At 52.7% G+C, this 26990-nt stretch carries 30 protein-coding genes and 1 tRNA gene; 5 read left to right on the top strand and 26 right to left on the bottom strand.

Translation table 11 applies throughout. The features are described from left to right. Positions 1-7 precede the first annotated feature (7 nt). The 8 genes from rseP to ACESYO_RS03645 all read right to left on the bottom strand — a co-directional run bounded on the left by rseP (position 8) and on the right by ACESYO_RS03645 (position 7102). Positions 8-1087 (bottom strand): RIP metalloprotease RseP, encoded by a 1080-nt coding sequence (rseP, locus tag ACESYO_RS03680; RefSeq protein WP_373209538.1) that lies wholly within the window; start codon positions 1085-1087, stop codon positions 8-10. Between the two features lie 23 nt (positions 1088-1110). Continuing rightward, positions 1111-2262 (bottom strand): 1-deoxy-D-xylulose-5-phosphate reductoisomerase, encoded by a 1152-nt coding sequence (locus tag ACESYO_RS03675; protein ID WP_373209539.1) that lies wholly within the window; start codon positions 2260-2262, stop codon positions 1111-1113. 17 nt (positions 2263-2279) lie between these two features. After that, positions 2280-3152 (bottom strand): phosphatidate cytidylyltransferase, encoded by an 873-nt coding sequence (locus ACESYO_RS03670; RefSeq protein WP_276871970.1) that lies wholly within the window; start codon positions 3150-3152, stop codon positions 2280-2282. A gap of 29 nt (positions 3153-3181) precedes the next feature. Further along, positions 3182-3895, bottom strand: a complete 714-nt coding sequence (gene uppS, locus ACESYO_RS03665; protein ID WP_317407186.1) for a polyprenyl diphosphate synthase — start codon at positions 3893-3895, stop codon at positions 3182-3184. Positions 3896-3973: 78 nt separating this feature from the next. Next, entirely contained in the window at positions 3974-4528 is a 555-nt protein-coding gene (gene frr / locus ACESYO_RS03660; RefSeq protein WP_373209540.1) for a ribosome recycling factor, read from the bottom strand. A 108-nt stretch (positions 4529-4636) separates the two neighbouring features. Further along, positions 4637-5347 (bottom strand): UMP kinase, encoded by a 711-nt coding sequence (gene pyrH / locus ACESYO_RS03655; RefSeq protein ID WP_373209541.1) that lies wholly within the window; start codon positions 5345-5347, stop codon positions 4637-4639. A 116-nt stretch (positions 5348-5463) separates the two neighbouring features. Further along, complete coding sequence (locus ACESYO_RS03650; protein ID WP_373209542.1) at positions 5464-6345, bottom strand: sensor histidine kinase; 882 nt, start codon at positions 6343-6345, stop codon at positions 5464-5466. Continuing rightward, positions 6314-7102 carry a response regulator gene (locus ACESYO_RS03645; RefSeq protein WP_373209543.1) on the bottom strand — a complete coding sequence of 263 codons (789 nt, stop codon included), beginning with the start codon at positions 7100-7102 and terminating at the stop codon, positions 6314-6316. The genes ACESYO_RS03650 and ACESYO_RS03645 overlap by 32 nt, the downstream gene beginning before the upstream one ends. 258 nt (positions 7103-7360) lie before the next feature. Between ACESYO_RS03645 and ACESYO_RS03640 the strand changes: the two genes are divergently transcribed. Then, positions 7361-8194, top strand: coding sequence for a TrmH family RNA methyltransferase (locus ACESYO_RS03640; RefSeq protein WP_058962917.1), 834 nt, complete (start codon positions 7361-7363; stop codon positions 8192-8194). Between the two features lie 20 nt (positions 8195-8214). Here ACESYO_RS03640 and ACESYO_RS03635 read toward each other — a convergent pair whose 3' ends face one another. After that, entirely contained in the window at positions 8215-8385 is a 171-nt protein-coding gene (locus tag ACESYO_RS03635; RefSeq protein WP_373209544.1) for a hypothetical protein, read from the bottom strand. 53 nt (positions 8386-8438) lie between these two features. Between ACESYO_RS03635 and ACESYO_RS03630 the strand changes: the two genes are divergently transcribed. Next, a tRNA-Ala gene (locus tag ACESYO_RS03630) sits at positions 8439-8515 on the top strand. A gap of 46 nt (positions 8516-8561) precedes the next feature. Here ACESYO_RS03630 and ACESYO_RS03625 read toward each other — a convergent pair. The 5 genes from ACESYO_RS03625 to ACESYO_RS03605 form a co-directional block, all read right to left on the bottom strand. After that, a complete protein-coding gene (locus ACESYO_RS03625) occupies positions 8562-10085 on the bottom strand; it encodes a recombinase family protein (RefSeq protein WP_373209545.1) in 1524 nt (507 codons plus the stop codon). Between the two features lie 193 nt (positions 10086-10278). After that, the gene (locus ACESYO_RS03620) at positions 10279-10476 is read right to left on the bottom strand and encodes a hypothetical protein (protein WP_373209546.1); all 198 of its coding nucleotides are present in this window, start codon (positions 10474-10476) and stop codon (positions 10279-10281) included. A 14-nt stretch (positions 10477-10490) separates the two neighbouring features. Next, the gene (locus tag ACESYO_RS03615; protein ID WP_373209547.1) at positions 10491-11855 is read right to left on the bottom strand and encodes a relaxase/mobilization nuclease domain-containing protein; all 1365 of its coding nucleotides are present in this window, start codon (positions 11853-11855) and stop codon (positions 10491-10493) included. A 3-nt stretch (positions 11856-11858) separates the two neighbouring features. Beyond that, positions 11859-12170: a plasmid mobilization protein gene (locus ACESYO_RS03610; protein WP_373209548.1), complete on the bottom strand. Its 312-nt coding sequence runs from the start codon at positions 12168-12170 to the stop codon at positions 11859-11861. 201 nt (positions 12171-12371) lie between these two features. Beyond that, positions 12372-13448, bottom strand: coding sequence for an AAA family ATPase (locus ACESYO_RS03605; protein ID WP_373209549.1), 1077 nt, complete (start codon positions 13446-13448; stop codon positions 12372-12374). Between the two features lie 122 nt (positions 13449-13570). Between ACESYO_RS03605 and ACESYO_RS03600 the strand changes: the two genes are divergently transcribed. Next, positions 13571-16600 (top strand): RNA dependent RNA polymerase, encoded by a 3030-nt coding sequence (locus ACESYO_RS03600; RefSeq protein ID WP_373209550.1) that lies wholly within the window; start codon positions 13571-13573, stop codon positions 16598-16600. Continuing rightward, positions 16590-17462, top strand: coding sequence for a hypothetical protein (locus ACESYO_RS03595; protein ID WP_373209551.1), 873 nt, complete (start codon positions 16590-16592; stop codon positions 17460-17462). Before ACESYO_RS03600 ends, ACESYO_RS03595 begins: the two co-directional genes overlap by 11 nt. An 8-nt stretch (positions 17463-17470) precedes the next feature. Here the strand turns inward: ACESYO_RS03595 and ACESYO_RS03590 are convergent, their stop codons facing one another. The 11 genes from ACESYO_RS03590 to ACESYO_RS03540 form a co-directional block, all read right to left on the bottom strand. Beyond that, entirely contained in the window at positions 17471-17761 is a 291-nt protein-coding gene (locus ACESYO_RS03590) for a DUF6809 family protein (RefSeq protein ID WP_337944597.1), read from the bottom strand. Positions 17762-17852: 91 nt separating this feature from the next. Next, a complete protein-coding gene (locus ACESYO_RS03585; RefSeq protein WP_373209552.1) occupies positions 17853-18533 on the bottom strand; it encodes an MAE_28990/MAE_18760 family HEPN-like nuclease in 681 nt (226 codons plus the stop codon). Continuing rightward, complete coding sequence (locus ACESYO_RS03580) at positions 18533-19582, bottom strand: DUF262 domain-containing protein (protein ID WP_373209553.1); 1050 nt, start codon at positions 19580-19582, stop codon at positions 18533-18535. The genes ACESYO_RS03585 and ACESYO_RS03580 overlap by 1 nt, the downstream gene beginning before the upstream one ends. Continuing rightward, the gene (locus tag ACESYO_RS03575; protein WP_373209554.1) at positions 19582-20631 is read right to left on the bottom strand and encodes a DNA cytosine methyltransferase; all 1050 of its coding nucleotides are present in this window, start codon (positions 20629-20631) and stop codon (positions 19582-19584) included. The genes ACESYO_RS03580 and ACESYO_RS03575 overlap by 1 nt, the downstream gene beginning before the upstream one ends. A 2-nt stretch (positions 20632-20633) precedes the next feature. Beyond that, entirely contained in the window at positions 20634-21077 is a 444-nt protein-coding gene (locus ACESYO_RS03570) for a very short patch repair endonuclease (RefSeq protein ID WP_373209555.1), read from the bottom strand. A 6-nt stretch (positions 21078-21083) separates the two neighbouring features. Then, positions 21084-22019: a DUF4928 family protein gene (locus ACESYO_RS03565; protein ID WP_087181409.1), complete on the bottom strand. Its 936-nt coding sequence runs from the start codon at positions 22017-22019 to the stop codon at positions 21084-21086. Then, positions 22012-23100, bottom strand: a complete 1089-nt coding sequence (locus ACESYO_RS03560; RefSeq protein WP_373209556.1) for a DNA cytosine methyltransferase — start codon at positions 23098-23100, stop codon at positions 22012-22014. Before ACESYO_RS03560 ends, ACESYO_RS03565 begins: the two co-directional genes overlap by 8 nt. Next, positions 23078-23287, bottom strand: coding sequence for a DNA-binding protein (locus tag ACESYO_RS03555; RefSeq protein WP_082382827.1), 210 nt, complete (start codon positions 23285-23287; stop codon positions 23078-23080). Before ACESYO_RS03555 ends, ACESYO_RS03560 begins: the two co-directional genes overlap by 23 nt. Positions 23288-23434: 147 nt before the next feature. After that, positions 23435-23644, bottom strand: coding sequence for a hypothetical protein (locus ACESYO_RS03550; protein ID WP_373211198.1), 210 nt, complete (start codon positions 23642-23644; stop codon positions 23435-23437). Between the two features lie 35 nt (positions 23645-23679). Then, positions 23680-23871 (bottom strand): PF20097 family protein, encoded by a 192-nt coding sequence (locus ACESYO_RS03545; RefSeq protein ID WP_373209557.1) that lies wholly within the window; start codon positions 23869-23871, stop codon positions 23680-23682. 256 nt (positions 23872-24127) lie between these two features. Beyond that, positions 24128-24997: a LysR family transcriptional regulator gene (locus ACESYO_RS03540; RefSeq protein WP_373209558.1), complete on the bottom strand. Its 870-nt coding sequence runs from the start codon at positions 24995-24997 to the stop codon at positions 24128-24130. A 171-nt stretch (positions 24998-25168) separates the two neighbouring features. Between ACESYO_RS03540 and ACESYO_RS03535 the strand changes: the two genes are divergently transcribed. Continuing rightward, a complete protein-coding gene (locus tag ACESYO_RS03535; protein ID WP_373209559.1) occupies positions 25169-26020 on the top strand; it encodes an aldo/keto reductase in 852 nt (283 codons plus the stop codon). A 49-nt stretch (positions 26021-26069) separates the two neighbouring features. Here the strand turns inward: ACESYO_RS03535 and ACESYO_RS03530 are convergent, their stop codons facing one another. Beyond that, a complete protein-coding gene (locus tag ACESYO_RS03530) occupies positions 26070-26951 on the bottom strand; it encodes a GNAT family N-acetyltransferase (RefSeq protein WP_373209560.1) in 882 nt (293 codons plus the stop codon). Positions 26952-26990: the final 39 nt, after the last annotated feature.

Raw genomic sequence — 26990 nt, 5'->3', positions numbered from 1 at the left:
CCTGCTTTTAAAACAGACGAACGATATCGTTGAATGTGGCAAAAATCATAATCCCGAACAAGAAGCACATGCCTGCCGCATTCACCAGAATTTCGAATTTCTTGGGCACCGGCCGCCGGAAAATCCCCTCCAGCGCCAGGAAAACCAGCTTGCCGCCGTCCAGAGCGGGCACCGGCAGCAGGTTGAATACACCCAGGTTTACGGTGAGCAATGCCAGCATGGACAACACCTCGGCCACGCCCATGCTTGCTGCCTGCCCGATGGCGGATGCAATGCCCACCGGGCCGGAAAGCTCATTCACACTCACCCGGCCTACCACCAGGTCGATCAGTGAACGGAAGACCAGCCGAGCATAGAACAGGGTGTAATTGAAGGCCTGCGACACCACGGTTTTCACATTCTTTTCCAGGGCGTAGACCTTGAAGCCGATGTTCATGGTAACGGAATCGCCGTTTTCCACCAGCTCAAAGCCCACGTTATCCAGCGGAATGATCTCACCATTCCGCTTCACAGTCAGGCCTGCGCTTTGATCCGGGGTACGCTGCAGTTCATACAGCACATCGTTCATTACAAAGCAGTGATGACCGTTCACCGCCAGGATCTCGTCGCCCACCTGCAGGCCAGCCGCCTGCACCGGAGAGCCCTCTTCCACAAAACCCACCGTTTTGCTGGCAACGGGATCGCCGAACGCCAGCATAAGCAGAAGCACCAGAAAGCCCAGGATCAGGTTCATTATCGCACCGGCCGCCACCACGATGATCCGTTTCCAGACCTTTACCTGGGGGAAGGGCAAGCCTTTGGGCTGCTCCTCCACCGGGTCAAGCTCCTTCAGCGCATCGCCGGTCTCCGGCTCTTCCAGCTCCTCATCCTCCCCTTCCATGCTCACATAACCGCCAATGGGCAATGCACGCACGCTGTAACGGGTGCCGCCCCGCACCGTGGTGAACAGAGCAGGCCCCATGCCGATGGAAAATTCATTCACCTGAATCCCGGCCTTTTTGGCACAGACAAAGTGCCCCAGCTCGTGGATCATAACCACCAGGCCAAAAATTAGTACCGAAATAATCAGGGTAAGGATTGTTGCCATGTGCGAATAATCTCTCTTTCTTGTTAGATGTGGCTCAGTACAAACTGCCGGGCCATGCGGTCACACTCATACACATCGTCCAGCGTATAGCTGCCGCCAAAGGAATCGCTGTCTACCACAGCCTCCACCAGTCGGCCAATGTCCAAAAAGCCGATCTTGTCCTCCAGGAACAGCCGGACAGCTTCTTCGTTGGCACCGTTGGCGGCACAGGGGCCCAGACCGCCCTTGGCGATTGCCTTTTTGCAGGCTGCCAGGCAACGGAAGGTCTCCTCGTCCGCCACGTCAAAGGTAATGGATTTGAGCTGGGTGAAATCCAGCTCGGGTGCGCAGCCCGGGAACCGATCCGGCCAGGTGAGCGCATACTGGATGGGAATGCGCATATCCGGCACGCCCAGCTGAGCCAGAATGGAATTATCACTGAACTGCACCATGGAATGGATGATGCTCTGACGCTGCACCACCACCTGAATCTTCTCCGGCGGCAGGCCGAACAGCCAGACCGCCTCGATCAGCTCCAGGCCCTTGTTCATCAGGGTGGCGGAGTCGATGGTGATTTTGGCACCCATATTCCAGTTGGGGTGCTTCAGAGCATCTGCCCGGGTCTTGCCCGCCAGCTCTTCCCTCTTCATCCCGAAGAAGGGGCCACCGGAGGCAGTGAGTAAAATCTTGGTGAGTGTCTTGGCAGAATGGGCATCCTGCAGGCACTGGAAGATGGCGGAGTGCTCGCTGTCCACCGGGAGCAGCTTGGTGCCATGCTTGGCAGCAGCTTCGGTGACCAGATGACCGCCGGTGACCAGGCTTTCCTTGTTGGCCAGGGCCACATCATGCCCGTTTTCCAGAGCAGCCAGGGTTGCACCCAGGCCTGCAATGCCCACCACTGCATTGAGCACAACGTCCGGGCCTTCCATTTTAGCCAGCTCCACAATGCCCTCTGCACCGCGCAAAAGTTTGGGTGCGCCGGCTACGCCGCCCAGACGGGCAGCCAGCTGGTCACAGGCATCCGGATTTGCAACCGCCACATAGGCGGGATGGAACTCCTCAATCTGCTTGAGCAGCAGATCCACATTGGAGTTTGCTGCCAGTGCATACACTTCATAGCCCTGTGCGCGGGCCACATCCAGGCTCTGGGTACCGATGGAACCGGTAGACCCTAGCAATGTCAGTTTTTTAGCCATTTTTCGCTCCTCGTTTCTCAGAAAAACGTCGTGGTGAACCAGACCAGCAGAGCAGCGGCCGGCGCAATAAAGGTGACGCTGTCAAACCGGTCCATGATGCCGCCATGGCCCGGGAAGATGGTGCCGTAGTCCTTAATGGCGCACTGGCGCTTGACCGCACTGGCGAACAGATCGCCCAGAATGCCCAGCAGCGAGCAGGCCATACCAAGGATAAACACCACCAGATAGCTGACCGCGCTGGCAGACATGCGCTCCAACAGCAGGCAAGCCTTGCCCCCTGCCAGATGGACCGAAAGTGCCTGAGCAGCTAGGGTGCACAGCACCCCCAGCACGCCGGAACCCAGCACACCGCCGATGGCGCCCTCAATGGTCTTGTGGGGGCTGACCACCGGGGCCAGCTTGTGCTTGCCGAAGTAGCGACCGGCAAAATAAGCTGCACTGTCGCCGCCCCAGGCAAAGCACAGAATCATCATAATCAGATAGATGGACTCAAACTGGTTGTTCAGATGATTTTTGATGAACACGATGGAGTAGAAACAGGCAATCATCAGCCCGCTGAACACCACCATGCCTCCCAGTTTCGCGGCGCTCAAGGTTCGGTTATGCCACAACAGACATACCGCCAGATACACCGCCAGCAGATAGCTGCCGGGAACCAGCAACGCCTCTGCCGCAGGCACATGAGAGAACATTACCAGAAAAGTATACGGGATAAATGCGATAAAAATGTGTGTTTCTTTTTCGCCCAATGCGAACGCTTTGTAAATTTCGTGAACGGCAATGATGGCGATCAGAGCGACCACGGCTTCAAACACAAGAGTGTTGAACATCAGCATGACCACGGCCAGAACGCAAAGGCCCACCGCAGCAGTTATGATCCTTGTTTTCACAACAGGCTTTTCCTTTCTTTCCGCAATGCTCAGATCCCGCCAAAGCGACGACTGCGCCGATTGAATTCCTGAATCGCCAGATCCAGATCAGCACGGGTAAAATCCGGCCAGAGAACGTCCATCTCCACCAGCTCCGAGTAAGCAGCCTGCCACAGCATAAAGTTGGACAGCCGCTTCTCGCCGCTGGGCCGCAGAATGAAATCCGGATCCTTCTGGCCACAGGTGTACATGTGCGCACTCATCAGATCCTCGGTAATCTCCTCCGGTTGAAGCTCACCGTTCTTCACCTTTTCTGCCAGAATGCGCGCCGCACGCACAATCTCCTGCCGGCCGCCGTAGTTCACCGCAATGTTCAGCGTCATACCGGTATTATGGGCCGTTTTGGTTTCAATCTCATTCATCAGCTTCTGGTGCTTGGGCTCCAGTGCGCTGCGGTCGCCCAGAAAGACAACCCGGTTGTTTTCCTTCTCGTAATCAAAGGCCTTGATGAGATATTCCCCAAACAGCTTCATGATTGCACCCACTTCTTCGTAGGGGCGCTTCCAGTTTTCGGTGGAAAAGGCATAGAAGGTGACCGACTCCACCCCAATGGAATTGCAGTAGCGGGTAATATCCTGAAAAACCTCCGCACCCTTTTTATGGCCGGCGGTTCGGGGCAGGCCCCGCTTTTTGGCCCAACGGCCGTTGCCATCCATAATGATGCCAATGCTGAGCCCTTTTGCAAAATTTTCCGGTTGTGGCATAAGCGCAAATCTCTCCTGTTACAAAGTGGTGCCGCGCGCAAAGCTCGCACGCGGCACATAATTTTTGTTGCCCGGGGATCAGATCTCCATGATCTCCCTGTTCTTGGCCTCGCAGTCCTTGTCGATCTGCTTGACGAACTTGTCGGTGATCTTCTGCATCTCTTCTTCCAGATTCTTCTGGTCGTCCTCGGTGATCTCGCTGTTCTTTTTCAGGCTCTTGAATTTGTCCATGGCCTCACGGCGCACGTTGCGCACCGCAACCTTGGTCTCCTCGCCCAGCTTCTGCACGTCCTTGGTCAGCTGGCGGCGGCGCTCTTCGGTGGGAGCGGGGAACACCAGACGGATCACACGGCCGTCGTTGGTGGGGTTGATGCCAATGTCGCTGACCAGCAGGGCATGCTCGATGGGATGAATCAGAGAGGTATCCCAGGGAGTAATGGTCAGAATGCGGGCTTCTGCCACAGCCACAGCAGCCACCTGATTGATGGGAGTGGGGGTGCCGTAGTAGTCCACTGCCACGCGGTCCAGAATGGCGGGATTGGCGCGGCCGGCGCGAATTGCAGCCAGCTCCTTGCCCAGATGGTAAATGGCGCCGTTCATCTTGTCTTCATAGGGCTTGGTGTAAGTGCTCATGTGTTATACTCCTTTTCTTCGGCCCGAAGCCGAATCCTTTGTGCTCTTTGATTTTCCGGCAGCTGTGTGCGGCCGGTTGCAGCGCGGCTTTACGCAACGGCCGTGCTGTTACTCCTCCACAACCAGGGTACCAACGGCTTCGCCGCGCACCGCTCTGGCAATGTTGTCCAGATCCTTCAGATCGAACACCAGAATCGGGAGCTTGTTCTCCCGGCAGAGGGTGGCCGCAGTACCGTCCATTACGGCCAGGTTCTTTTCCAGCACCTCGGTGAAGGTAAGCTGGTCGTATTTTACGGCATCCGCGTATTTTTTCGGGTCTTTGTCGTACACGCCGTCCACCATGGTGGCCTTGAACATCACGTCGCAGCCTGTTTCAATGGCACGCAGCGCACTGGCAGTATCCGTGGAGAAGAGCGGGTTGCCGGTGCCGCCGCCGAACAGAACCACGTTGCCGGCCTCCATGCTCTCCACCGCGCGGTCACGGGTGAACACAGAAGCCACCTGAGGCATCACAATCGAGGTCTGGACCTGCGCGGGAACACCCAGCTGCCGGAGCTGATCCGCCACTGCAAGGCAATTCATCACGGTTGCGAGCATGCCGATCTTATCGGCGCAGGTGCGCTCCATGCTGCCGCTGGAACGGCCGCGCCAGAAGTTACCACCGCCCACAACCAGGCCGATCTGTACGCCCAGATCATATGCCTGCTTGATGCCGCAGCAGATGGCCTCCATGGTGGGTTCATCGAACCCGGTGCCCTTGCTGCCCGCCAGTGCCTCCCCGCTGACCTTCAATAAAATACGCTTGTATTTTGTATCCAAAACCAATACACCGCCTGATCCATATTATATTTGTTCCTATTTTACAATAAAACATATTTCTTGTAAACAATAAACAAAAAATAATGCCGGGGAAAACCTTCCCCGGCGTAACACTTTTATCTGCTTTCCTGTTCCTCATCCGTGATCTTGCGGGCCTGCCATACACCCAGCTCCGCCAGAACGCGGCTTCGCTGCACAGAGCCCTGCCAGCCACACGCATCGCTTCGAAACGTGGGCTCGTCCGCCGGCCCTGCCTGCAGCTGCGCCGACGCAAACGGGATCCAAACACAGGCTTTTGTCCCCTGCTGTGAGCTGCTCAGCTCCAGCTTCCAGCCCATGGCCTGCGTATACATGTGTACCAGGTAAAGGCCCAGTCCCGCACCGGCGGCAGCCCCCTCACCCATGGGATCATACTGCCCCACAAAGGCCTCGAACAGATGCTCCTTCACCCAGTCGGGCAGGCCCGGGCCCTGATCTTCCACCGTGAGGACCAGCGATGTTTCCCCCGGCTGAAGCGACACCTTCACCACCTGACCCCGTTCGCTGCACAGCACCGCATTGGTCACCAGATGCAACAGGATCTTATCGGCCCAGTCGCTGTCTGCCGGAAGAAAGAGCGGCTTTTCCAGGCCGCATTCCCATTCCAGAGAGACACCGTAAAGCTTAGCGCCATTGGCCAGCAGCGCCATCGCTTCCCCGTACTGACTTTTCAGGTCCAGAGACTCCATGCGCGGCACCAGCGTTCCCCGCTCCGCCTGCAGCAGGTCCTGCAGATTTTCCGCCACCCGGCTCAACCGCAGCGTGCTCTGATCAATGTTTTCAAACACCCAGCCCAGCTGCCCGCAGGCCTGCGGAGACTCCTTATCCATCGCCTGCCGCAAAAGACCGCTGGAGGCACGAATCGCCGACAACGCCTGATAAATTTCATGTGAGAGGCCGGAGCACAGCGCGCCCCGCTGATTCTGTTCAAACAGTTGTTGTTCCAGGCTCTTGTTCATAAACGTCGTTCAAACCTTCCTGCAAGGATTCCGACCAGACACGATCTGCCAACCATCCAAGAAACGGCTTCATTTTCTGGTAGGGGGCAGGGATCTTTCCCTCCTTTTTCAGCTGAAGGAGCACCCGATGGATCCCGCTTTCCACCGCTTTGACCGCCACACCGTGGTAGCGCGCCACGTCCGGCAGAACGCTTTTCATCTGGGGAACCTGCCCGCAGCTGATCAGACGCAGCCATTCCTGCAGGCAGCCACCCAGATACCAGTACCCTTCCATTGTATCAGAGATGCCAAGTGCACGCAGCTGGCGATGAATGCTCTTGTCCAGCGGCGTGACCTGCGGCAGGCGGCGCACCGGAGAAAACATGTTCAGCGCCAACAGCAGATCGTCCGGATCGTATGGCTCTATCATATAATAATCCACACAGTTTGACAAGTGACCCTGTTCCACCAGCTCGATGTAGCGGGCCGGGCCGGTCAGGATCACGCGCAGGCGCTGGTCGGTACATTCCTGCTCCATCTGCCGCAGAAAGCGCACGGTGTCCATATCCTGCAGATAGCAACCCAGCAGAACAAGGTCCACCTGGGGGCCACTTTTCAAAAAGCGCAGGGCACTGCGCCCGGTCTGAAAGGAATTCACAACCTGATAACCGTTCATATTCAGCAGGCAGTTCAGGGTTTGCAGCATAATGGGGTCGGCATAAACCAACACGATGTTTTTCACTGCCTCCCGCACCTGTTCTCGATTGCCTTTTTCCACGTAAAACTTCCCACCATTTATCTTTTTCCTGCCCAATGCGGTACTGTGCAGTGCCTTTGGCCGCTTGGGCGTATCATTGCCTAATATAATAGTAGCGAAATATGTCATACCGTGCAACAGGTTTTATTCTTCGTTTTACTTCGCCTGGCGCTGCAGCTGCCGGCATGATATAATAGAACCATTCTGAGCAAGAAAAGCGACCGAAACCGGCATGCTTTTCTGCATCATCCACCCTGCAATACAAGTGAGTATTATAATATGAATAAAATTATCGAAATTACCGATTTGAATTTTCCTGAACTGGATGTGTACGCCCGGCTGACCGAAGCCCAGCTGAGAACCCGGATGGAAACCGAACGCGGCGTTTTCATCGCCGAAAGCCCGAAGGTGATTGAGTTGGCCTTAAATGCAGGCTGTGTTCCCCTTTCCTTTTTGATGGAGAGGCGACATCTGCAGGGCCAGGGTGCCCCGCTGATGGAGCGCTGCCCCGGGATACCGGTTTACACCGCTGACCGGGATGTACTGGCCAGCCTTACCGGCTATGCTCTCACCCGGGGAATTCTGTGCGCCATGCAGCGCCCCGAACTCCAGAAGGCCGAAGCGCTTCTCGATGGTTCGCGGCGGATTGCTGTACTGGAAGGCATTGTGGACTCCACCAATATGGGCGCGATTTTCCGCTCGGCTGCCGCCCTTGGTATGGATGCAGTCCTGCTCACTCCCACCTGCTGCGATCCGCTGTGCCGCCGGGCGGTACGGGTCAGCATGGGTACCATCTTTCAGGTACCCTGGGCGCGTATTGGAGATTGCCCTGCGGATTGGCCTGAGGCGGGCATGGAACTGCTGCACCGGCATGGTTTTGCCACAGCAGCGATGGCGCTGGATGAGCGGGCGATCTCCATCGATGACCCACGGCTGCAGCAGGAAGAAAAGCTGGCTGTTCTGCTGGGCACCGAAGGCGACGGGCTGAGTCATCAGACCATTGCCCGTTGTGATTACACTGTAATGATTCCCATGGAACACGGTGTGGACTCGCTGAATGTTGCCGCCGCCAGTGCTGTAGCATTCTGGCAGCTGCGTCTTCGCCGAAGTTGATTTCTTCGGCCAGAGCATTTTCAAACAGCTTCTTTGCGTTTGAACTGCTCTGGCCGGAAAATCAAAAACGTGCTCGATTTTTTACTTTTGGGTATTGACTTTTCAAAAAAATAGAGTAAAATATGAAAAGTAAGCTTGGCATGGGCCTGTAGCTCAGTTGGGAGCGCAAAGGGTTCGGTTTTCTGCCACATCTATAATTTCATATTGCTTTATTCTTCTGTTCCGCTTTTGGAACTGTTGATTTGGGCCCGTAGCTCAGTCTGGGAGAGCGTACGGTTCGCATCCGTAAGGTCGAGGGTTCGATCCCCTTCGGGTCCACCACACTCGGGAGATCTCGTTTTGAGATCTCCCGAGTTTTTTCATGTTTTCAGGATGCACGATAGTACACACTCTTGTCCCCTTCCGGATACAGGAAGTCGAAGAACTGTGTGACGCTGATTTTAAATTCCACTTCGATTTCAAAGTTCCTCCCGATATTCACCCGCTCAATGAGCTGCCGCAGGATCATCTTCTTTCCCTCGATACTACTCCCCGCATACAGGTCGGCCCAGGACATAATCTTGTCATACTCCTTTTGGACGGCAACGGCAGAGCTCTTCAGATCAGCCGCTTTTTCCTTGGTCTGTTCCAATTCCTGTGTCAGCGCCGCCAGTTTGCTTCGGGTGTCCTCTATCATCTCGCCGAGGATGTCCGCTCCAAAACTGCCAGTCCCATTGATGGTCTTGATGATCTCTTTCTTGTAGCTCTCCAGCTCCCGTTCTGCGGAGGCATGGAGTTTCTCCAGATTCGCCACCGAACTGTTTGCCAGTTGGAGTTCTTTTTCCCGCTGCTTTTGAATGAGCTGGCTCCTGGGTGCAGTCTTCATCCGCTCAAAGAGTTGGATGACGATCTTATCAATAATGCCGTCCAGTTTCTCGCCGGAGTATCCGGTCTGACCGTCACAGTCCTGAGGATGGCGGATCTTGTAGTGGCAGGCATATCGGATATGAGTTTCCCGTTTGGGCTCACCCTTGGCGCGTCTGCCGCTGCTGGTGGTCAGCACCAGCTTGGAACCGCAGTGGGCGCAGTAGACCATCCCGGAGAGCAGCGCCTTCCCCTTGGAGTTAAAGGGCACCTCATTGTGGTGCATTGTCCTGGCCTCCATCAGCTCCTGTGCCCGCTCATACAGATCCAGTGGAACGATTTGCAGCTCCGGAAAGATTTCTGAGCGTGTTTCCCCACTGCGCAGGATTCCAACATACATGATGTTCTTCAGCATTTTGATGATGGTGGTATTGGCGAAGTTGGTTCCCTTTCGATTGAGATAGCCGTTGTTATATAACCACCGGGACAACCGCTGTGCGCCGAACCCCTCATAGACATATTTTTCAAAGATGATGCGCACCACCGCAGCTTCATCCGGGTCAACCAGAATCTCGTTGACTTCGTGATTCTTTTTATTGAAGCGCCCCTGCTTTTCCAGGCGGTATCCATAGGGAACGATCCCGCCGCGGAACCTCCCCTCCTGCACGATTTGTGACAGACGTGTCTTTGTTCGTGCGGAGGTTTTGAGGCTCTCACCGGAGGCCTGCCAGTAACGGATGTAGTTCAGCAGTTTATCGATATGATCGTCCATCTTCTGCTGCCCTTCCATTGCGCTCCACACTTCGATTCCGTTGCGGATGAACCACTCCACCACGAAGGGCGTCTCATCGTCCCGCCGCCCCAGGCGATCGAACATGAACACCAGCAGGATGTCAAACTTCCGTTCCTCGGCGTCCTGGCGGATCTCCTGAATGGCGTCGCGGTCAGCGGCAGCCACCTTGAAACCCGAGACACCTTTTTCCGCAAATTCTTTGATGATCGTCCATCCCTGACTTTCCGCAAATTCACGGCAGTATTGTTTCTGCATCGGGATATCATCTTTTTCTACCTGCCCTTTGGTAGAGACTCGATAGAGGCAGTATACTCTCTTGTTTTTTTCCATGATTGCACCTTGTCCTTTCTGGCGTAGGACTGCGGTGCATATGGTTTGCTGTTCATTCAGTTGTCAAGGTTCATATGCACACACAGTATCCCACACCACTGGTAAAAAGTCTACTGAATCAAGCAGGCTTGTTCAGATTTTCAAAGTCCTGCGCCATCAACAGGGTCTGCTCAATTTCAGATACTGTATCAGGCTGTGTAATGGTGTTTTTGAAACGGAGGGCAACAATTAATCCTTCCACTTCCATCGTGATATATTCTGTTGGCTCAGAGTATCGGGGATGCTCCCGATCATACATCGCCTGCTGATAACTCATGTAATCATCCTCCTTTACATGGTCTGCTGCCAAGTTTGTTCTTCTTCGTGGTCGTCCTCGGCGTGGCCTTGGGCGATTTTCTTTTGTCGTTCTTTCCGGAGGGCCTTGCTGTCTGCGTGGTAGTGCGTGGTGGTGGCGTCCTTCACGGGAGCAGGCCCCTGGCCGCGCTCCAGAGCGTGTCCAAGCTGGACCACACCACCCACAGCACCAGCCCAGTCAGCGCCAGGGCCACCAGTCCCAACAGCAAACTGGTCCATGAAATGTACGGCAGACTCGGTCTGGGCAGCCTGATGCTGGGCAGAGAAAAACGCTTCTCGCTCTGTTTCCCAGCCTGTTCGCTCATCTGCTCCAGATGCTTCACTACTTTCAGCAGCTCCTCCATCTGCGTCCGTGTCGGGAGCTGCGCCAGTAGTTCGCTGATCTTCTTCAGATAGCCGGTCTGTCTCTCGGTGTGGTACCCCAGTGTGTATAGGCTGCTCAGCAGTTTCTCCCACTCCGCTTTCGTGGGATGCACTTCGAGGGACGTTGTCGGCTCCTGCGCCGGAGGCTGCGTAGTCTGTACCATCTGCGCGGGACGGTTCTTTTCCAACAGCTCGTCCATAGATAATTTCTTCTCTGATCCTGAATTCATATTCCATATTCTCCTTCAGATATTTGTCCCCGAACAGCAGGCGGTCACGGCACTGCCAGCCGCTGGGTGTGGTGTAGGTGATGTTCCGCCGGGAGGTTTCCCAGCGTACCTTGTAGCCCTCGCTCTCCATCAGCGCAATAAACTCCGCACGATTAGAGGCGTGAAGCATACAGTCATTGATGATATTCATGAGCTGCAGTTTTTTGCTCTGGCCACGGGCGGCCGTGTGATACTCGCCGATGGACATTGTCTTAGTCTTCTCTTTCCTGTTCGTGGGGTTGAACACAGGGAGAGAAAACTCCATGCAGACTTGATCGTTGCGCTGCCGCAGTTCTTGGAGTTGCTCCTTTGCGATGTGCAGTTTCTTTCCCGTATCGAAGTTGACGGAGTTGATGAGAAAGTGCGAATGGATGTGTTCCCGATCTGTGTGGGTGCAGACCAGAACCTCGTATCCCTCATAGTACTCAGCCAGCTTCAGTGCCGCCGCATGAGCGGTGACCGGGTCGACCGCTTCGCCTTTCGGGAAGCTCTGCACCATGTGGTAGAACAGCACGCCGTCAGTCTTGTGATGCAGCCGCCTGGTGGTCATGAAGTCCGCATAGACCGATTCTGGCTGGCAGTTGATGCCTGTGACCAACTGCTGCCCCTCGAACTCAGTTTTCTTGTCCTGCATGGTGTATCGCATCACGGCTCCCATGCATCCGGTGGTCTGGCCCCGCTTGTAATTGGTGAAGCTGATAATCGCCATTCCTCACCACCGCTTTCGTTCCAAGATCAACCGGACAGCAGTACAGAGTTCGGAGAACGCCTGGCGTACACCGTCCAAGTTGATCACCGTGATACGTCCCATGTGCGCCAGGGTGACAAGCTGATTCAGATTTCTGCCAATGGACTTCAGCTCCTTGAGCACTTCTTTCAGTCCATCGATGACCACCACCTGCTTTCCCAGACAGCAGGCCGTCACATAATCGCTCATGGACATCCCGGAGCGTTTCGCCAATTCCTTGATGGCCTCCCGGTCTGCGGATGCCATCCGGGTGCTGAACTTGATATCTTTTTTCATGTGGTTTCCTCCAGTCTTTTGTAAAAATGGGGTGTGGGGCAGCGCCCCGCAAACAAGCGGAAGGCGGGCGGCGGCTGTGCCGTTGACCAGACAAACGCGATGCTGGCCACCTCCAAGGAGGTGATTCTCCCGCACCGAACGCCCGCACTCCTCCTTTGGCCACAAGCGGCCCAACACGGCGTTTTTTTGCCTTGCGGGAGTTTACTCGCCGCACCTGGAAACTGCCCGCAAATCGCCGCACAGCGCCTCGACAGGGTCGATAGGGACGATTTCTCCGGCACCCTCCAAATCGACACTATCGGCACGGCGCAACTCAATCACTCGCTTTCCGTTGCTTCGGCGAACCGTTGCCTGAATTCCGTTTTTTCTTAGGGCCTCAATGCTTTGCAGGATCATCCTTGAAATCTTTTTGGGCGTTACCCCTTCAGACTTATCAGGGTCGATCTTTTCGGAGAGCTCCGTGGGAGTGCCGATAAATATTGTTCTGCTGCTCATAAATGCAGAGAGGAGAACGACGATCCGATCCTCACGCAGCACGGGTTCTTCTCTGCTGTCCGAAACCAGTTCCCACACATTTTCCTCGCTGCGACGAAGCTCCAGCTCCCGGTATTCGATGTCCCGGCCCACGCAGGTCAGTCTGGCCCTGCCGCTGCCCCGCTTTTCTTCCACCAGTGTGAAGCTGGAATCCACTGCACCGCTGATAGCGGTGGTGCCAGAGATCCGATGGAACACATCTTCCGCCTTTTCTTTCCGCAGATGGTGGATGAGCAGGATGGCAATGCCGTGCTTGTCCGCCAGCCGCTTGAGCACAGATAGATCCCGGTAGTCATTGGCGTAGGTGGCGTCGTGGATCGGACGGACCATCTGCAGGGTGTCAATGATGACCAGCACGGTGTCGGGGTGTGCGGCGATAAATGCGTCCACCTGTTCCTCCAACCCTTGGCCGATGTGGGCGCACTCGGTACAGAAGTGGACGCTGTCTGGTGCATCCTCCGTGATTTCAAAGAGCCGATTCTGGATGCGGAGGACGGAATCCTCCAGACAGAGATAGAGGGTGGTGCCCTGCTTGGTGGTCATGTTCCAGACCGGTTCTCCCTTGGCAACTGTCACCGCCAGCCATAGAGCAAGCCAGGACTTGCCCACCTTTGGTGAGCCAGCCAGGATGTGCAGACCCTGAGAGATCAGGGTATCCACCACAAAATTGGGCGGCTCCAGCGGACGATCCATCAGGGTTCTGCCGTCCACTGTGATCAGGGGATGGTTCATTTTGTTGTTCATGTTTGGTACCTCCATTTCAAGAATTTGAATACAAAAAGCTCCCACCTCAAAAGAAGTGGGAGTAGTATTCATTTTGATTTTGAAATGGTCTGTGGTAGAATAGAGCAAACGGAGGTGAGCCAATGACGACCTATCAGATCTACGAACTCTCTGCCCGGGCGGTGATGAGTTACGCCACGGAGCAAGACGGCGTTTACACCTTTGCTCTGAACCGCAGCGCCACCGAGCACTGCAAGGTACCGGGCGCCAAGCACGAGCAGGACAGCTGCGCCATGTTCCATCAGCTGATGTACCAACTCCACGGAAACAGATGGCGGGAGCGTGGCGAGGAGAAAGTCACAGCGCTTTCCGATGTACTGTTCTATATGGACTTCGCCGGGATCTTTGACCGGCGTGGAACCGGAAGGACGCAGCAGGCCCGCCGGGAGAAGGCCAGAGACATGTTCCGCCCCGAGGGGATCACTCTGGATTTCGGCAGCGGCCCACACCGCTATGTGGCTTTTGAACGCTCCGCCAGCATGAGCCGCCAGTCCCGGCTCTCCTTCATCCGGGCGGATCTGTATGAACCCATGCGCCAGCGGATCATGCTGAACATGGAACTGGATCGCTGCCAGCTCAGTAAACTCTACGCCTACAACGGTCTCATGTTCTCCAGTGGAACCCGGGTGGACGGCATCCGCATTGACAAAAAACACCGGGTCATCGTCATAGACAATCCAACCAAGAGAGTGGAGCGAGCCTCCGTCATCACCCTGCGAGAAGGCAGAGAGCCGGGAACCTTTTACCGGGCAGATACACTGGAAGATCTGGACATCACCTGCTTTGATGGCGTGGGCCTCATTTCCAAAGAGTACGCATATGTGGTGGACAAGACTTGCTGCGGCAGTCACACTCACACCTCCTTCCAGATCCGGATGCCCTACATCAAGGGGATGCTCCATCAGGTGGATTTCAAGGACTTCTTGAAGAGAAGCGGTACCCAGAGCATTGTGGACATCTGGGGCAAGGCGCACCCTGTCCGCAGTGTGGACATCATCCTTACCCGCAGTCAGTTCAAGGCGTATGGCTGGCTGCGGGAGAACGGTATGACCTGGGAGGACTATTGGGACGCCTTTCGGGACTACAACCACGCCCTGTACATCACCAACCTGAGTAAGACGGAGCCAGAGAAACTGGTAGAACTCAATTATCAATTTCTCTCCACCCTCTCCATTCAGCCGGAGGAGTTCCGCCCCGCCGACCTGCCGGAGGGCTGGGACCACAGTCCAGCGGATGATCCACGGCAATGGCTGACCAAGGCCACCGAGACGGCCTACTATAACTTTCGTGCCAATGAAGCATATCAGCAGGAATACTTTCGCCGGGGCCTGAACCAACCCAAGGGGAGCCGCGCGCACATTATGGCCCGGGTGCTGGAGAAAAACCCGAAGTTTATCCGCGAGCCTATTTACGTGGAACAGCTGGACGGACAGGCCCGGAAGATCCTCCGAGGCTACGCCGTTGGGCGGTTGCTGGTGTCAGGGGACAACCGTTTTCTCTCCGGTGATCTGTTGGAACTGCTGCGGCAGTTAATTGCGCCCCGTGTGTTCCAGTTGCCCGGCGAGCGGGACTTCTGCAATCAGGTGATGGGAGACTTCTTTGCGGAGGACAGCTTCTTTGCGCCTGGCGCGGCCTATGACCACGAGGACAGCTGCACTCTGCTCCGCAATCCCCACATCGCCCGGAACGAGGAATTGCAGCTGTCGGTGTATCCGGGGGGAGACGCACTGCGCCAGCATTACCTGGGCCACCTCACCGATGTGGTCATGGTGTCCGCTAACAGTTTGGCGGCGGAGCGGCTGGGGGGTGCGGACTATGACGGCGACCTTATCAAGACCATTGCCGATCCCATCCTGAACCGCTGTGTGAAGCGGAACTATGATTACGATGTCCATCAGCAGCTCTCCAACAACGCCAACCTGCCCCTGCTGAAAATTCCATCCCTGTCCGCACCCAAGTCCGACACCAACGACTGGCAGGCTCGTTTTCAGACGGTGGAGAACACCTTTGCCGCCCGCATTGGACAGATCTGCAACGCCGCCCTGGATCGCAGCGTCATCGCCTACAACGATCACGCCGACCCAGAGGAGCGCAAGCGATACCGCCGGGACTTGGAAGCCTTGGCCATCTATAGTGGGCTGGAGATCGATGCGGCCAAGACCGGTGTGCGGCCCAACCTGGATGAATTTCTGGGCGGACGGAAGGTAAAGCGCACTCCTTTCCTCCAGTACAAATATCTGTTGGAGCGCGCGGAGGAGCGCCGCCGCGCCTGGTATGAGCCCACCCACCGGGAGCGGCTGGAGGCCTTCTTTGCTGGGATCAACTGGGACACGGTGGACTCCCCGGTGGAGCGATTGCCCTGGCTGGCCCGCCAGTTGGAGCGCAACACGCCGAAAGTTCAGGAGAAACCGGCAAAGGACGGCGAACTATTCACCTTCGCCCAGGAGCGAAACTGGAAAAAGCATTTGGATGAGAACATTCTTTCTTCTGTTTCTGCCTTGCTGTGGGACTACGAGCACTGTCTCTCCCGCATCCGGGCCTGCCGTGCCCCCGCCAAGGGACAGCAGCGGAAAACGGACATTGACCGCATCCTCTACGCCAGAGGACAGGAGGAGGTTTGCGACAGCGATGAACTGTACGCCTTCTTTCAGCAGCTTTCCCCGGGGCGTATCACCGCGCTGCGAAAGGAAATCGTAGAACAGCAGTGGCACCTCATGACAGAAGAACAGAGAGAAACATTTCTGCGGGAGCATCTGCCGGAGGCGGCAGACTACTACGATCTCCTGACCGACTTCCGCCACGGCGGGTTCCGTCTGCTGGGAGATCTGGTCTGTGATATGGACGATCTGGCGACAGCCCGGGAACGGAAGCAGCTCCGCCGCCCGGCGGATTCCCCGGCCTTCCAGAAGATGATGGAGGCCTATCTGTCTGCCCCCTTCAGCGGCAACGAGCGGGCCGTGGTGTCCAAGGTCTGCCGCAAGCTGCTGGACAAGATCGTCCGGCCCAGCCTGGCGGTACCCTATGTGGTGGCTCTGGGTAAGCGGAACCTGCTGTGGGATCTGCTGCCGGACCACATTGAGGAACATGTTCTGGAGGTGGACCATGCTGAATGAGTGGAAGGAATTTCAGGACTACACCGGTGCAGTAGACTACACCGTCCGGAACAAGCAGGACACCACCTACTTGGGCCGCTTTACCTTCGACACCATCCTGGACTTTGAGGGACTCAACCGGGTGCTGACCATCCTGGCAAGAGGATTTCTGTTTCATAGCGAGAATGGCAGCCCAGCCGAAGCGCCCCGGGAGCGCATCGACTATGCCAAGCGGGGCCTGTGCGCCTGGTGCAGTGTGCCGGACAGTAAAAAAGCTACGCCTCGGGAGGCGTGGCAGTTTGGCAATGATTTCGGAAAACTCCATGGGGAGTTTCCCAGCCTTGTGGAGGAAAACGGCAGCGGATGGTTTCATAGGCATGTACATCGGGTGGCAGCCTTTTTGCGGGAAAACCCGGAGAAGGTATCCAGCAGTGCCCAGAAGAAGTGTGCCGCCATTGAAAAAGGCTTTAACCAGGCCTGGCGGGACAAGGTGATTCAAATGCAGGTCCCTCTGTTTGCTCCCACCACCAAGGGACAGTGGGGATTGCGGTTTGACAGCTGTCTGGCCCAGGCTTTGGAACTGGGGCCACTCCGCAGCGAGGAACCCGAACTGCCACCCGAGATGGTGGATCAGCTCCGCAGCCTTACGCCCAAAGGCGTTCCCTTGGATATTGTCACAACACTGGTGTCCTACTACCTTGTCAACAAGCCGGAGGATTCCGACTGGGTGCTGCTGCCGGTGGCCAACTTTGACGCGTACTTCGGCACCACCAGCTTTGGGCGGAAGTATCTCAAGCAGATTCCGGAGACTATTTTGGAGCGCTCCGAGACTGGCTTTGGACTGTGCCGGTATCGGCTGGGCGACACCCTTGCCATTAAGTAGGGATAGAATCAGGCATCCACCTCCGCTTTTTCTTCCGGAGATGGATGCCTGTCCATTTCAAAGTGATTCAGTTCATATGCCAGTTCCCACGCCAATTTAAACCCGCAAAGGAAACTGTCCACGGAGCGTTCCTCTGCAATCAGGCCCTGTGCGTCCATGATTCGGAGCACCAGTTTTCTCTCGGGTTTTTCCAGGCGCTCAATGAGTTGCCGGTGACAAGTTTCGATTTCCTGCTCAGCCTCTGACATGGGTAAAGCGGTATACAATCTGTCATACAGTAGCTTCAGTGTGTTGTTCATGCGTCTCGCCTCCTTGTAGCAAGACACAATAGCACACGTAAGCAAAAATAGCCAGCCTTTTATGAATATTTCCGATGAAATAGTGGTATTTTCAAAGTTTATATTGTTGCTCATCGTAATATTTTTTCATGCCAGTTAAAAGCCCTTTCAAAAATAGGACTGTTTCTTTTTTTATATCAATAAGCTGATCAATACTATAATCTCTGCCGCATTCTGCAAAGGACAAGGTCCCATGAGCAAGATCGTTTCGTCTTTCCTTTACTGTCTCAAGAACAATACCACCTCGGCTTCCTTCTTCAGCACTAAATCTGATTCCATGCTCATTGCATACATTCCGTATTTGTTGTGCGTCAAGGTTTCCACTAATGGCTGTGGCTTTTCTATCTAATTCAATTATCTCTCCATTAAGTATAGAATTAATAATTTCAAGCGCTTTGCTCTTGTATGAGTTAAAATGAGCTTGCTGATCATATACCTGCATGAATTTATATGCAAACCAAATATCCTTGATTTCTTTCCTAACTCCAGAATAAGTAAGACCTTCCTGTTTAACTTTATCGTATATCTCAAGGATCCCCCCCATTACGGTTGATTCCACCAGGTTGTAGATCATGAGCAAAGTATTGGCTTTTAATATTTTTATAAATTCTTCATTAAAATAGTGAGTATCGGTAGCGTGTCCAATAGAGCCCCTGTCTAATTCCTTTATCGCTTCGAAATACAAGTCAATTTCTTGAACACGCTCATCAAACATATCAAAAATAGCTTGCATTAATCAGCACCTTCAAGAAGCATATTTTTTACATAAAGAATGCGTCCGCTTACCCTTACAGGGGAATTACTGGCATGGGTAGTTGTATGGCGTTTGAACTCCTCCGAATCAAGCCATTCCATCGACTGAGGAACCAAGTCAGGCTTTTCACGCAAGGCCAATGCGACTCCAACAGAGATAGCTTCAAAGCGAACTCTTGGTGTAGATTTGGCCCGTGAAGTCTTCGCGAAACCAAATGGGAAGTATTTTTTTACAAAACTGAGCATTCGATCAAATTCTGTTTTCATTTTTTCGCCGTCAAAAGAATCTTTTGTGCTCTCAATGTAATCATCTAAAAAACTATCAACGCGATGATTAAACTCCTGATAATGGTCTAAAAATGCAAAGAATCTAATCACCAATTCCAACTGCTCATACCGTTTTTTCATAGTATCGCTTATAGGACACACTTCTTTGAATACATCGTCTTCAGTGCATGACATTAAGAAATCCATAAATGGACCCCTAAAACTCCCTCGACGGACTTCGCTTGGCTTAGCCTCTCTTCCTGTTGTGTTAATTCTGTTGAATATTTCCTGCCGGATTTCCAATGAAGTATCATCAGACAACACAATTACTCGCATATTGGTTTTATCAAATTTCTTGCGAAAATAGGCTGGTACATCGTTGTAGGAAAAGCCGTTTAATGAATTAAGTTTTTTCAGACCAGATAAAACTAAGTCGCCAGACATAAACTCTTCCATAGCTTGAGTTCGCTGCGCTCCGTCAATTATCTCACAACGGCCATCTTCAGTATCAGAAAAGAACATGAGCGGTATAGGTAGTCCTAAAAGAATTGACTCTACAAATCGATTTTTGTCCGCCTCATTCCAAATATACTGTCGTTGATATTCGTCGGGAATATAAAACTCATCAGACCTAAATTGTTGGATTAAGAAGTCTATCGTATAATCGCGTGTGTTATAGTCAATTTCTTTCCTCAATTTGCTAATTTGCTCTTCAGCAGCAACTTTTTGCGCCTCGCTAATAGTGACCTGCTTAGTAGACATTATCTCACCCCCATGTTATTTAAGTGATCCATAATGCTAAGTCCTATTGCTCGCCCCAATTCTACAGGGACGGCATTGCCTATGTGTACGCCGATACTTCGATTGGTCTCAAAATGTTCGGGATCAAGGAATTGATACTCCGGTGGAAAGGATTGCAATAATGCGCCTTCACGCATAGAGAGAGCTCGATTTTGTTCAGGATGCCCAAAGCGACCATTTCCATACCCATAGTACTGGGTAGTAATTGTCGGCGATGGCTTATCCCATTCCATACGACCATATACTGCACGATACCCTTTACCAGAAGCTTTTTTGTGACAAGGTAATTTTAAATCATCATCCCAATCTTTCCATGATCCACCTGGCACTGATTGCCGAATTCTTCGTCTATTTGTTTGCGATAATCGACTGGCTCTATGAAGAGGGTCGTCAGGATCGACTGCACCATCTTCAAGATATGGTAAGTTTCCAATTGCATCTCTAACCGTTAAATAATGTTCCTCGTCAAATAACGAAGGAATCAATTCTATATTTCCAAGCCTTGATGCCAAAAGAACCAATCGTCGCCTGCTTTGTGGAACGCCATAGTCAGCGCAGTTAACGATTTTCCAGCAGCAATGGTACTGTAGTTCTTGTAACTTGCTAATGAAGTCGTTAAAAACTGGTTCGTGGGACAGTTGCGGAACATTTTCCATAGATACTATTTCCGGAAGTACGGCTTCAACTAAATTGGCAAAGTAGTATAGCAGCCGCCATTTATCGTCCTTCTTACCGTTTTTATTGTATCTAAGCGAATATGTGGAAAACGGTTGACATGGGGCACATCCCACAAGTATTTTTGTAGTTCCTTCAGGAAAGTAGTTTTCTAATTCATCGCTTGCAAGTTGAGTAACATCGCGCAAAACAAATCGTGCACGATTATTATGTTCATATGCAAATTTGCATGAATTTTCAACATCAACACCTACAACTACAGGAACCCCTGCGAGTTCCAATCCGTGGGTGAGACCGCCTACACCACAAAATAAGTCTACCGCTGCAACCGGCATAACTATGGTTCCTCCTTGGACATAAGGGTTCTTTCACTATTTAACAAGCTTAATAGTTTCTCACTTAAGAACTCTTCATTTTTCTTCTTCAACTCGCACTCCCAAATCCACAATACAATCCAGCCTCTTGCCTTAAATAGTGCGGTTACCTCTTGGTCATGCTTCATATTCCGTTCACGTTTCTTCTGCCAATATTCCTGATGGTCGGCGGGACGTGTATTCCGACAATCATGTCCGTGCCAGAAGCAACCATCCACAAACACAGCGATCTTTTCCTTGGGAAATACAAAATCGGGATGTCCCTTTACTTGATAGTTTCTTCGCCAGCCTGTGATTCCGTTATGCTTGAATATTTCAATCAAACGCAGTTCAGTGGACTTATTCTTTTTGGACTTGACCTGTCGCATGATGTCGGACCGTTTTTCCGCATCGAAAATATCCGCCACTACAAATCACCTGGCTTCAAACTCTATGCGGAGACTGGGATCTGTTTCTGCCTCCAGCACAATTTTGTTGTATCGGTCGATTATTCCGGAGAGAGTAGAGTTTCGCCTTGTCTCGTCGAAAAGGCTATGCTCATAAACGTTAGCAGATAAAAACTGCTGAACATCCCATACCTCTACGCGTCCGGCCAATCCAGCGTCTTCGGCAAGATTAAGAGCGGTATGTACGCGCTCAAAAATCGTGATAATGACGGGACGGCAACCAGCGCGGAGATTAGCCTTGCATTTTTCAATCAGCAAGGCGCCAGGCATGGTCGTACAATGGATGACCGTACTGCCGATGACAAAATCGCCGTTGCGATCCGTGGGACCATCGGCAACGGATGCCCCGTGAATTTCGAAAGAGTTTTCCGGCATGATCAAACAAAGCTTCGCCGCGACAAGATGCTGCAACACAGTACCGAGATACTGTGTACCGGGATTTTGACTCTGGCGTTTTTTCGCCTGCTCAAACAGTTCATCCAGATTTGCTCCGATAGTTTTAGACGTGTCTGCAGTCAGAACGAACGGCTGATTTCTAAAGTATTCACGCACCTGCTCGGCCCAAAAGTCCTCGATCACGGAAAAATCCACGGATTCTTCTGCATTCCATTCGTTCAAAAAGTCCACGTACTTAATCATCAGGCCCATGCTACCCCGGCTGGTTCTCCCGCCTTCGGAGGACAACTGTTGGGTAATGCCGTGTTCTTTTAGTATCTTTTTCAGATTGGCTCCACCAAGCCCGGCAACCTGCCCTTTACTGCTCGTCTGGAAGTCATCTGGATTCAGCGGAAAGTCCTTATCTTTCACCATACGGGTAAATTGTACGACCAAAGACAGGGGCCCCTTCGTGGTGATATGGTTTTCAGATTGAAACGCTTTCAGGCGTTCTTCAGGACTAATCATCGTATACAGCCTCCGCAATTTTTGTCAGGAAACGCTCTCCTATAAACCGTGCGACCGGTGCGGCCACGGCATCACCCATCGCTTTATATCCGTCGTTATAGCTACCCGGAAGTAGAAAACTGTCTGGTGCCCCCATCAGTCTGGCAGCTTCGCGCACGGTCAAGAGACGCGCGTGAGTCTGGCCGTTCTTCTTGACCACCAGATACTGCTTACTACTCCCGCCTTCTGGCGTTCGCAAGCAACCCGCAATCCCATCAAAACGCAGCTCCAACTGCTGTGTTCCGTTTCTCGTCCTACGATAGCCTGTGGCGTATACGGCATCGTGCGCACGCAATTTTGCTTGATGCCGCTCGGGAACCAGCCGTAAAACGTCATCTTTATCAAATGGCGCGCTGTCCTCCACAATATCTTTAAGAGACACAACACGGCGCGGAGGTTTTTCTGTATACCACCACACCCAGCCCGGCAGTTCGTGGCCCAGTTGTATCGCTGCATTATTATGTAGCCAGCATGGTTCATCCCCAACTAATTCCTTTGGAATAGAACAGTCTTCTTGTACAGCAATAATGAACACCCTCGGTCGGGATTGGGGCACAAAATGGGAAGCATTCAGCAAGATGGCCCCGCAACGATATCCTCGCTCTACGAGCGCCAGATGAAGAACACGGTAATTGTCACCACCGTTTGTAGACAGCAATCCCGCCACATTCTCCAACAAAAGAATCTTAGGTTTTTCGTCCATCTCGTCCAGTACCCGTAGCCATTCCCAAACCAAGCCACTGCGGGACGCATGGATTCCGCCAATAGAACCAGCCAGAGACAAATCCTGACAAGGAAAACTGGCCCAGGAGAGGTGAGCGAAAGGTAAGTTGCTCCCCCTGATATTCTTGATGTCGTCCAGCACAAACCGCTCACGCCCAAAATTAGCCTCATAAACGGCGGCCTTCTGTTCGCTGATATCATTTGCCCAAACGGGAGAGAACATTTCTCTTAGACCATACGCAACAAGACCACTGCCAGCAAAAAACTCATGCATCGTCCAAGGTGCGGAAGATAAATCAATATTCTGTTTTTGATACATGGTGCTTTTGAGAATCATTTCTTTCCCTACCTTGTCCTCTTTTATCAGTTGTCGGTTTTTCTGCATTGTCTGGAATAATCCAAATCCGACTCATGCGCGCCGCCCCAGCAACTCGGTTTTCTTTGCACAAAATTTGAACTTGTCGGGGGGTCACGCCCCATTTTTCAGCAGCTTCTTGCACTGTCATATATCCGTTCACTTGTGACACCTCAAAGTTTCTCTTATGGGCTTACACTCAATTATTATTAGTATATTCGTTTGAACGAAATTAAGCAAGACCATTTGAGCAAAAAGTTATCCCCACATCAGTGCCCATTTGTAGCAAAACGCCGCGTCACAAGTCGATAGAAAAAGCCATTACAAATTTTTGTTTCTGCAAATGCTGTATAATCAATTTTTGGCATACCATACACCGCAGTCCGTTGGCAGAAAACTTACCACTTTGCGAGAGCGCTGCGTTCGCATCGCAGAGGTCAAGGGTTCGAATCCCTCCAGGTCCACCAGAAAAGGTCGTGAAATCGTTGATTTCACGACCTTTTTTCAACTAATAAGCGATATCTTCGGGTCTGTGTTCGTTACCTATTTATCATCCACTATGATTTTTTTGCATTTCTCACAGCGGTATGCGGTGACCCTGTAGCCATTCAATTTTGCCACGAGACCGCCCTCATCATTCAGACGGTGGCGATGCGATTCGCTCTGCCACCATAATGCCCCACGGCTGCACACTTTGCCCTGTATCATTTCTGCTCCGCAAAATGGACAATTCATTACAATACCGCTCCCTTCCAAATTCGTATGGATCAGTTTCAGTATAGCATATTGCTACATGATTTGCCACAGAAGGCAAGGGCATCACACCCACTGCTGCTCAATCTCCGAAATGCTTTGGCCTCTATAGTGTTTCGATGTTCCAACAGTAAACACCGCAGTTTCGGCTGTGGTGTTTTTTATTTCGTTTAAGGCCCGCTCTTTGCCGAAGAGCGGGCCTTTTTCAGAAGCATAAGGAACATTAACTTTTTCACCCTTACAGCGGTTCTTTACGGAAGCGTTTTTCCTTAAGGCGAGTGATGAGCTCACGGAATTTTTCCTGTTCCTGCACCATACACACAAAATAATAAGTGGTTTGAAAGTCCCGATCCTCAATGGGAATCACCACCTTATTCACAGCCTGCGTCCGGTGAGAAAAGGCATCTGTAACAAAGCACGGAAACGCCCCCAGCCCTGCAAGATCCCCAAAGGCATCCCATTCGTTCATGAAAAGGAAATGCGCCTCGGGCAGCTTTTCCCGGCAAACCTGCGCCCAAAAGCCGATCTCAGAATAGAGCAGAAGGTTCTGGTTGGCCAGGTAGCTCGCATGAATAACCGGCAGCATTGCCAGAGAGTGCCCCGCAGGCACCAGCAGGCTGAGATGCTCCTCCCGGTAAGGGAAGCAAAACAGTGCATCATCCTCGGGTGGCTTCTGGTGGGTAACCACAATCTGATATTCCCCCTGGCGAAGTCCCTCCAGCAGCGCCCCATCCGTATCCCTCAACTCCGCAGAAACGGTGATTTCACCATATAGTTCCCGCAGCAGTGGCCTCAGATCCTGAATGGGAACCGGCGCACAGGCCCCCAGGCTGATGCTTTGCCGGGAGCGTTCGGCCAGCCTTACCCGCTCGGCCAGCTCCTCTGCTGCAGAAAGAACCTTTCGGGCCTGCTCCACAGCAATCCATCCTGTCTCATTCAGCACAATGCGGTTTTTCTGCCGGACAAAAAGCTTCCCCTGCAATTCTTCTTCCAGCGCCTGCATGGTCCGGCTCAGAGAAGGCTGCGAAAGGTGTAACACCTCCGCTGCCTTAGAGAGCGTACCGTATTCCGCAAAGGCCACCAGCTGTCGCAGTTGCTCCAATTCCATCCATAACACTCCCCTTTTGCTCCATTATAACAAAGTGTTCCATCCGCAGCAATCCAGTATTCGTTTATCGAATACTGCTATGTGAAACCAATTCTGTACTTTGATATCCTCTGCCGGTATAATAGGTTTCAGAACCATCAACTATGTTAAATCCGAATGGAGTGTGTGAAAATGGATTATGTAACCTTGAACAACGGTGTAAAAATGCCTTTAGAGGGATTTGGCGTTTTCCAGGTACCAGACCCGGTTCAGTGCGAGCAGGCAGTGCTGGATGCCATTGCCAGCGGCTACCGCCTCATTGACACGGCGGCGGCCTATATGAACGAGAAAGCCGTGGGTGCCGCCATCGCCAAGTGCGGCGTTCCCCGTGAGGAGCTGTTCATTACCACCAAACTGTGGGTTCAGGATGCAAGTTATGAGGCGGCAAAAAAAGCCATTCAGACTTCTCTGGCCAATCTGGGTCTGGATTATCTGGATCTGTATCTGATCCACCAGCCGGTGGGCGATTACATCGGCGCTTGGCGGGCAATGGAGGAGGCATACCAGGAAGGCCGCCTGCGGGCCATCGGCGTAAGCAATTTCAACGCTGCCCGGTTGCTGGACTTCTGCGAATCCGTAACCGTAAAGCCTGCTGTGGACCAGGTTGAGATTCATCCCTTCTTCCATCAGAAAGAAGCTATGAAAGTCATGGCGGACTATGGGGTGATTCCCGAAGCATGGGGCCCCTTTGCAGAAGGACAATTCGGGCTTTTCACGAATCCTGTATTGACCGAAATCGGCCGTTCCCACGGCAAAACTGCTGCTCAGGTAGCGCTGCGCTGGAACATTCAGCGAGGTGTTGTGGTCATCCCGAAAACCGTACACAAAAATCGCATGGAGCAAAATTTTGATATCTGGGATTTTGCCTTAACCCCCGAAGAGATGGAACGAATTGACGCTTTGGACACCGGACGCAGTGGCATTGTGGACCATAACAGTCCAGCGTTCATCCGGATGCTTCACAATCTGAAAATTCACGAATGAGCCAAACGGCAGACACAGCATCTCATTTTTATCCTGGATACCCTGCAGATCACAAAAGGAGCCAAAGCGTTTGCTTCGGCTCCTTTTTGTACTTCTTATGGAACGATCCGCTTTTCCATTTCGAATTGTCTTGCCACCTCTTTGAAGCCGAGCCGGCCGAACAATTCCAGAATCGCCCGTTCCCTGCATCAATATTTTTCACTGTGACTGAACCATAGCGCATAAGCAGGTTTCGTAGAATCGCTTCCAGATCCTCAATGTTTTGGCACCCCATCTGGATGATCCTCCTATCCGCCTTTGCATAAACACAATATGCGGGCGCCACTTCTCTTTTTACAAATGCCACTCCATATAGTTCCGGATTATGCCGGATAACATCATCCGAATGTTCATAGGAAGGAAGCGGATAGTAGCCACCGGCTTCTCTCTGAAAAGGGAATGGTTCATAATTTGTAAATTCCACAGTCTGCGAAGCCGAAGAGGTCGGGCAGAAATCATCCACCCGCAGCACAACAAACTCCCTGCAAATCGAAAAGCCGACCTTCTGATACAGTGCAATTGCCTTTTCATTTTGCTGCAGCACCTCCAGACAGCAGGCCTCCACGCCCTGACGTCTGGCTTCCTGCTCTGCAAATGAAAAGAGGTTTGTAAAGACCTTTTTTCCTCGATGCTCCGGAATAACACCTGCAGCCACATCAAACAGCACGGTTTTTCCTCGGTAAATGCCCCGGGAATGAAGGAGCGCCCCCACCATCTGCTCTCCCTGGAACGCAGCGAAGGACAACTTCTCATCCACTCTGCTTGCTTTGCAGATTCCGGCAAGTGCAGACTCATTCAGCCGGACTGGAAGATAGTAATCCGAAAAAGCCAGATTCAGGCATTCCGCCAGTTCGACAAGAGGCAGCCCTTCAATCGGTTCGTATCGGTACATTTCTTTTCCTCCCGTTTGTATCACAGGCAGCTTTTCGGC

Source organism: Allofournierella massiliensis (assembly GCF_964241245.1).
GTDB lineage: Bacteria > Bacillota > Clostridia > Oscillospirales > Ruminococcaceae > Allofournierella > Allofournierella massiliensis.
Note: the sequence above shows the minus strand (reverse complement) of the source record. Positions and strands in the feature narration are given on the sequence as shown.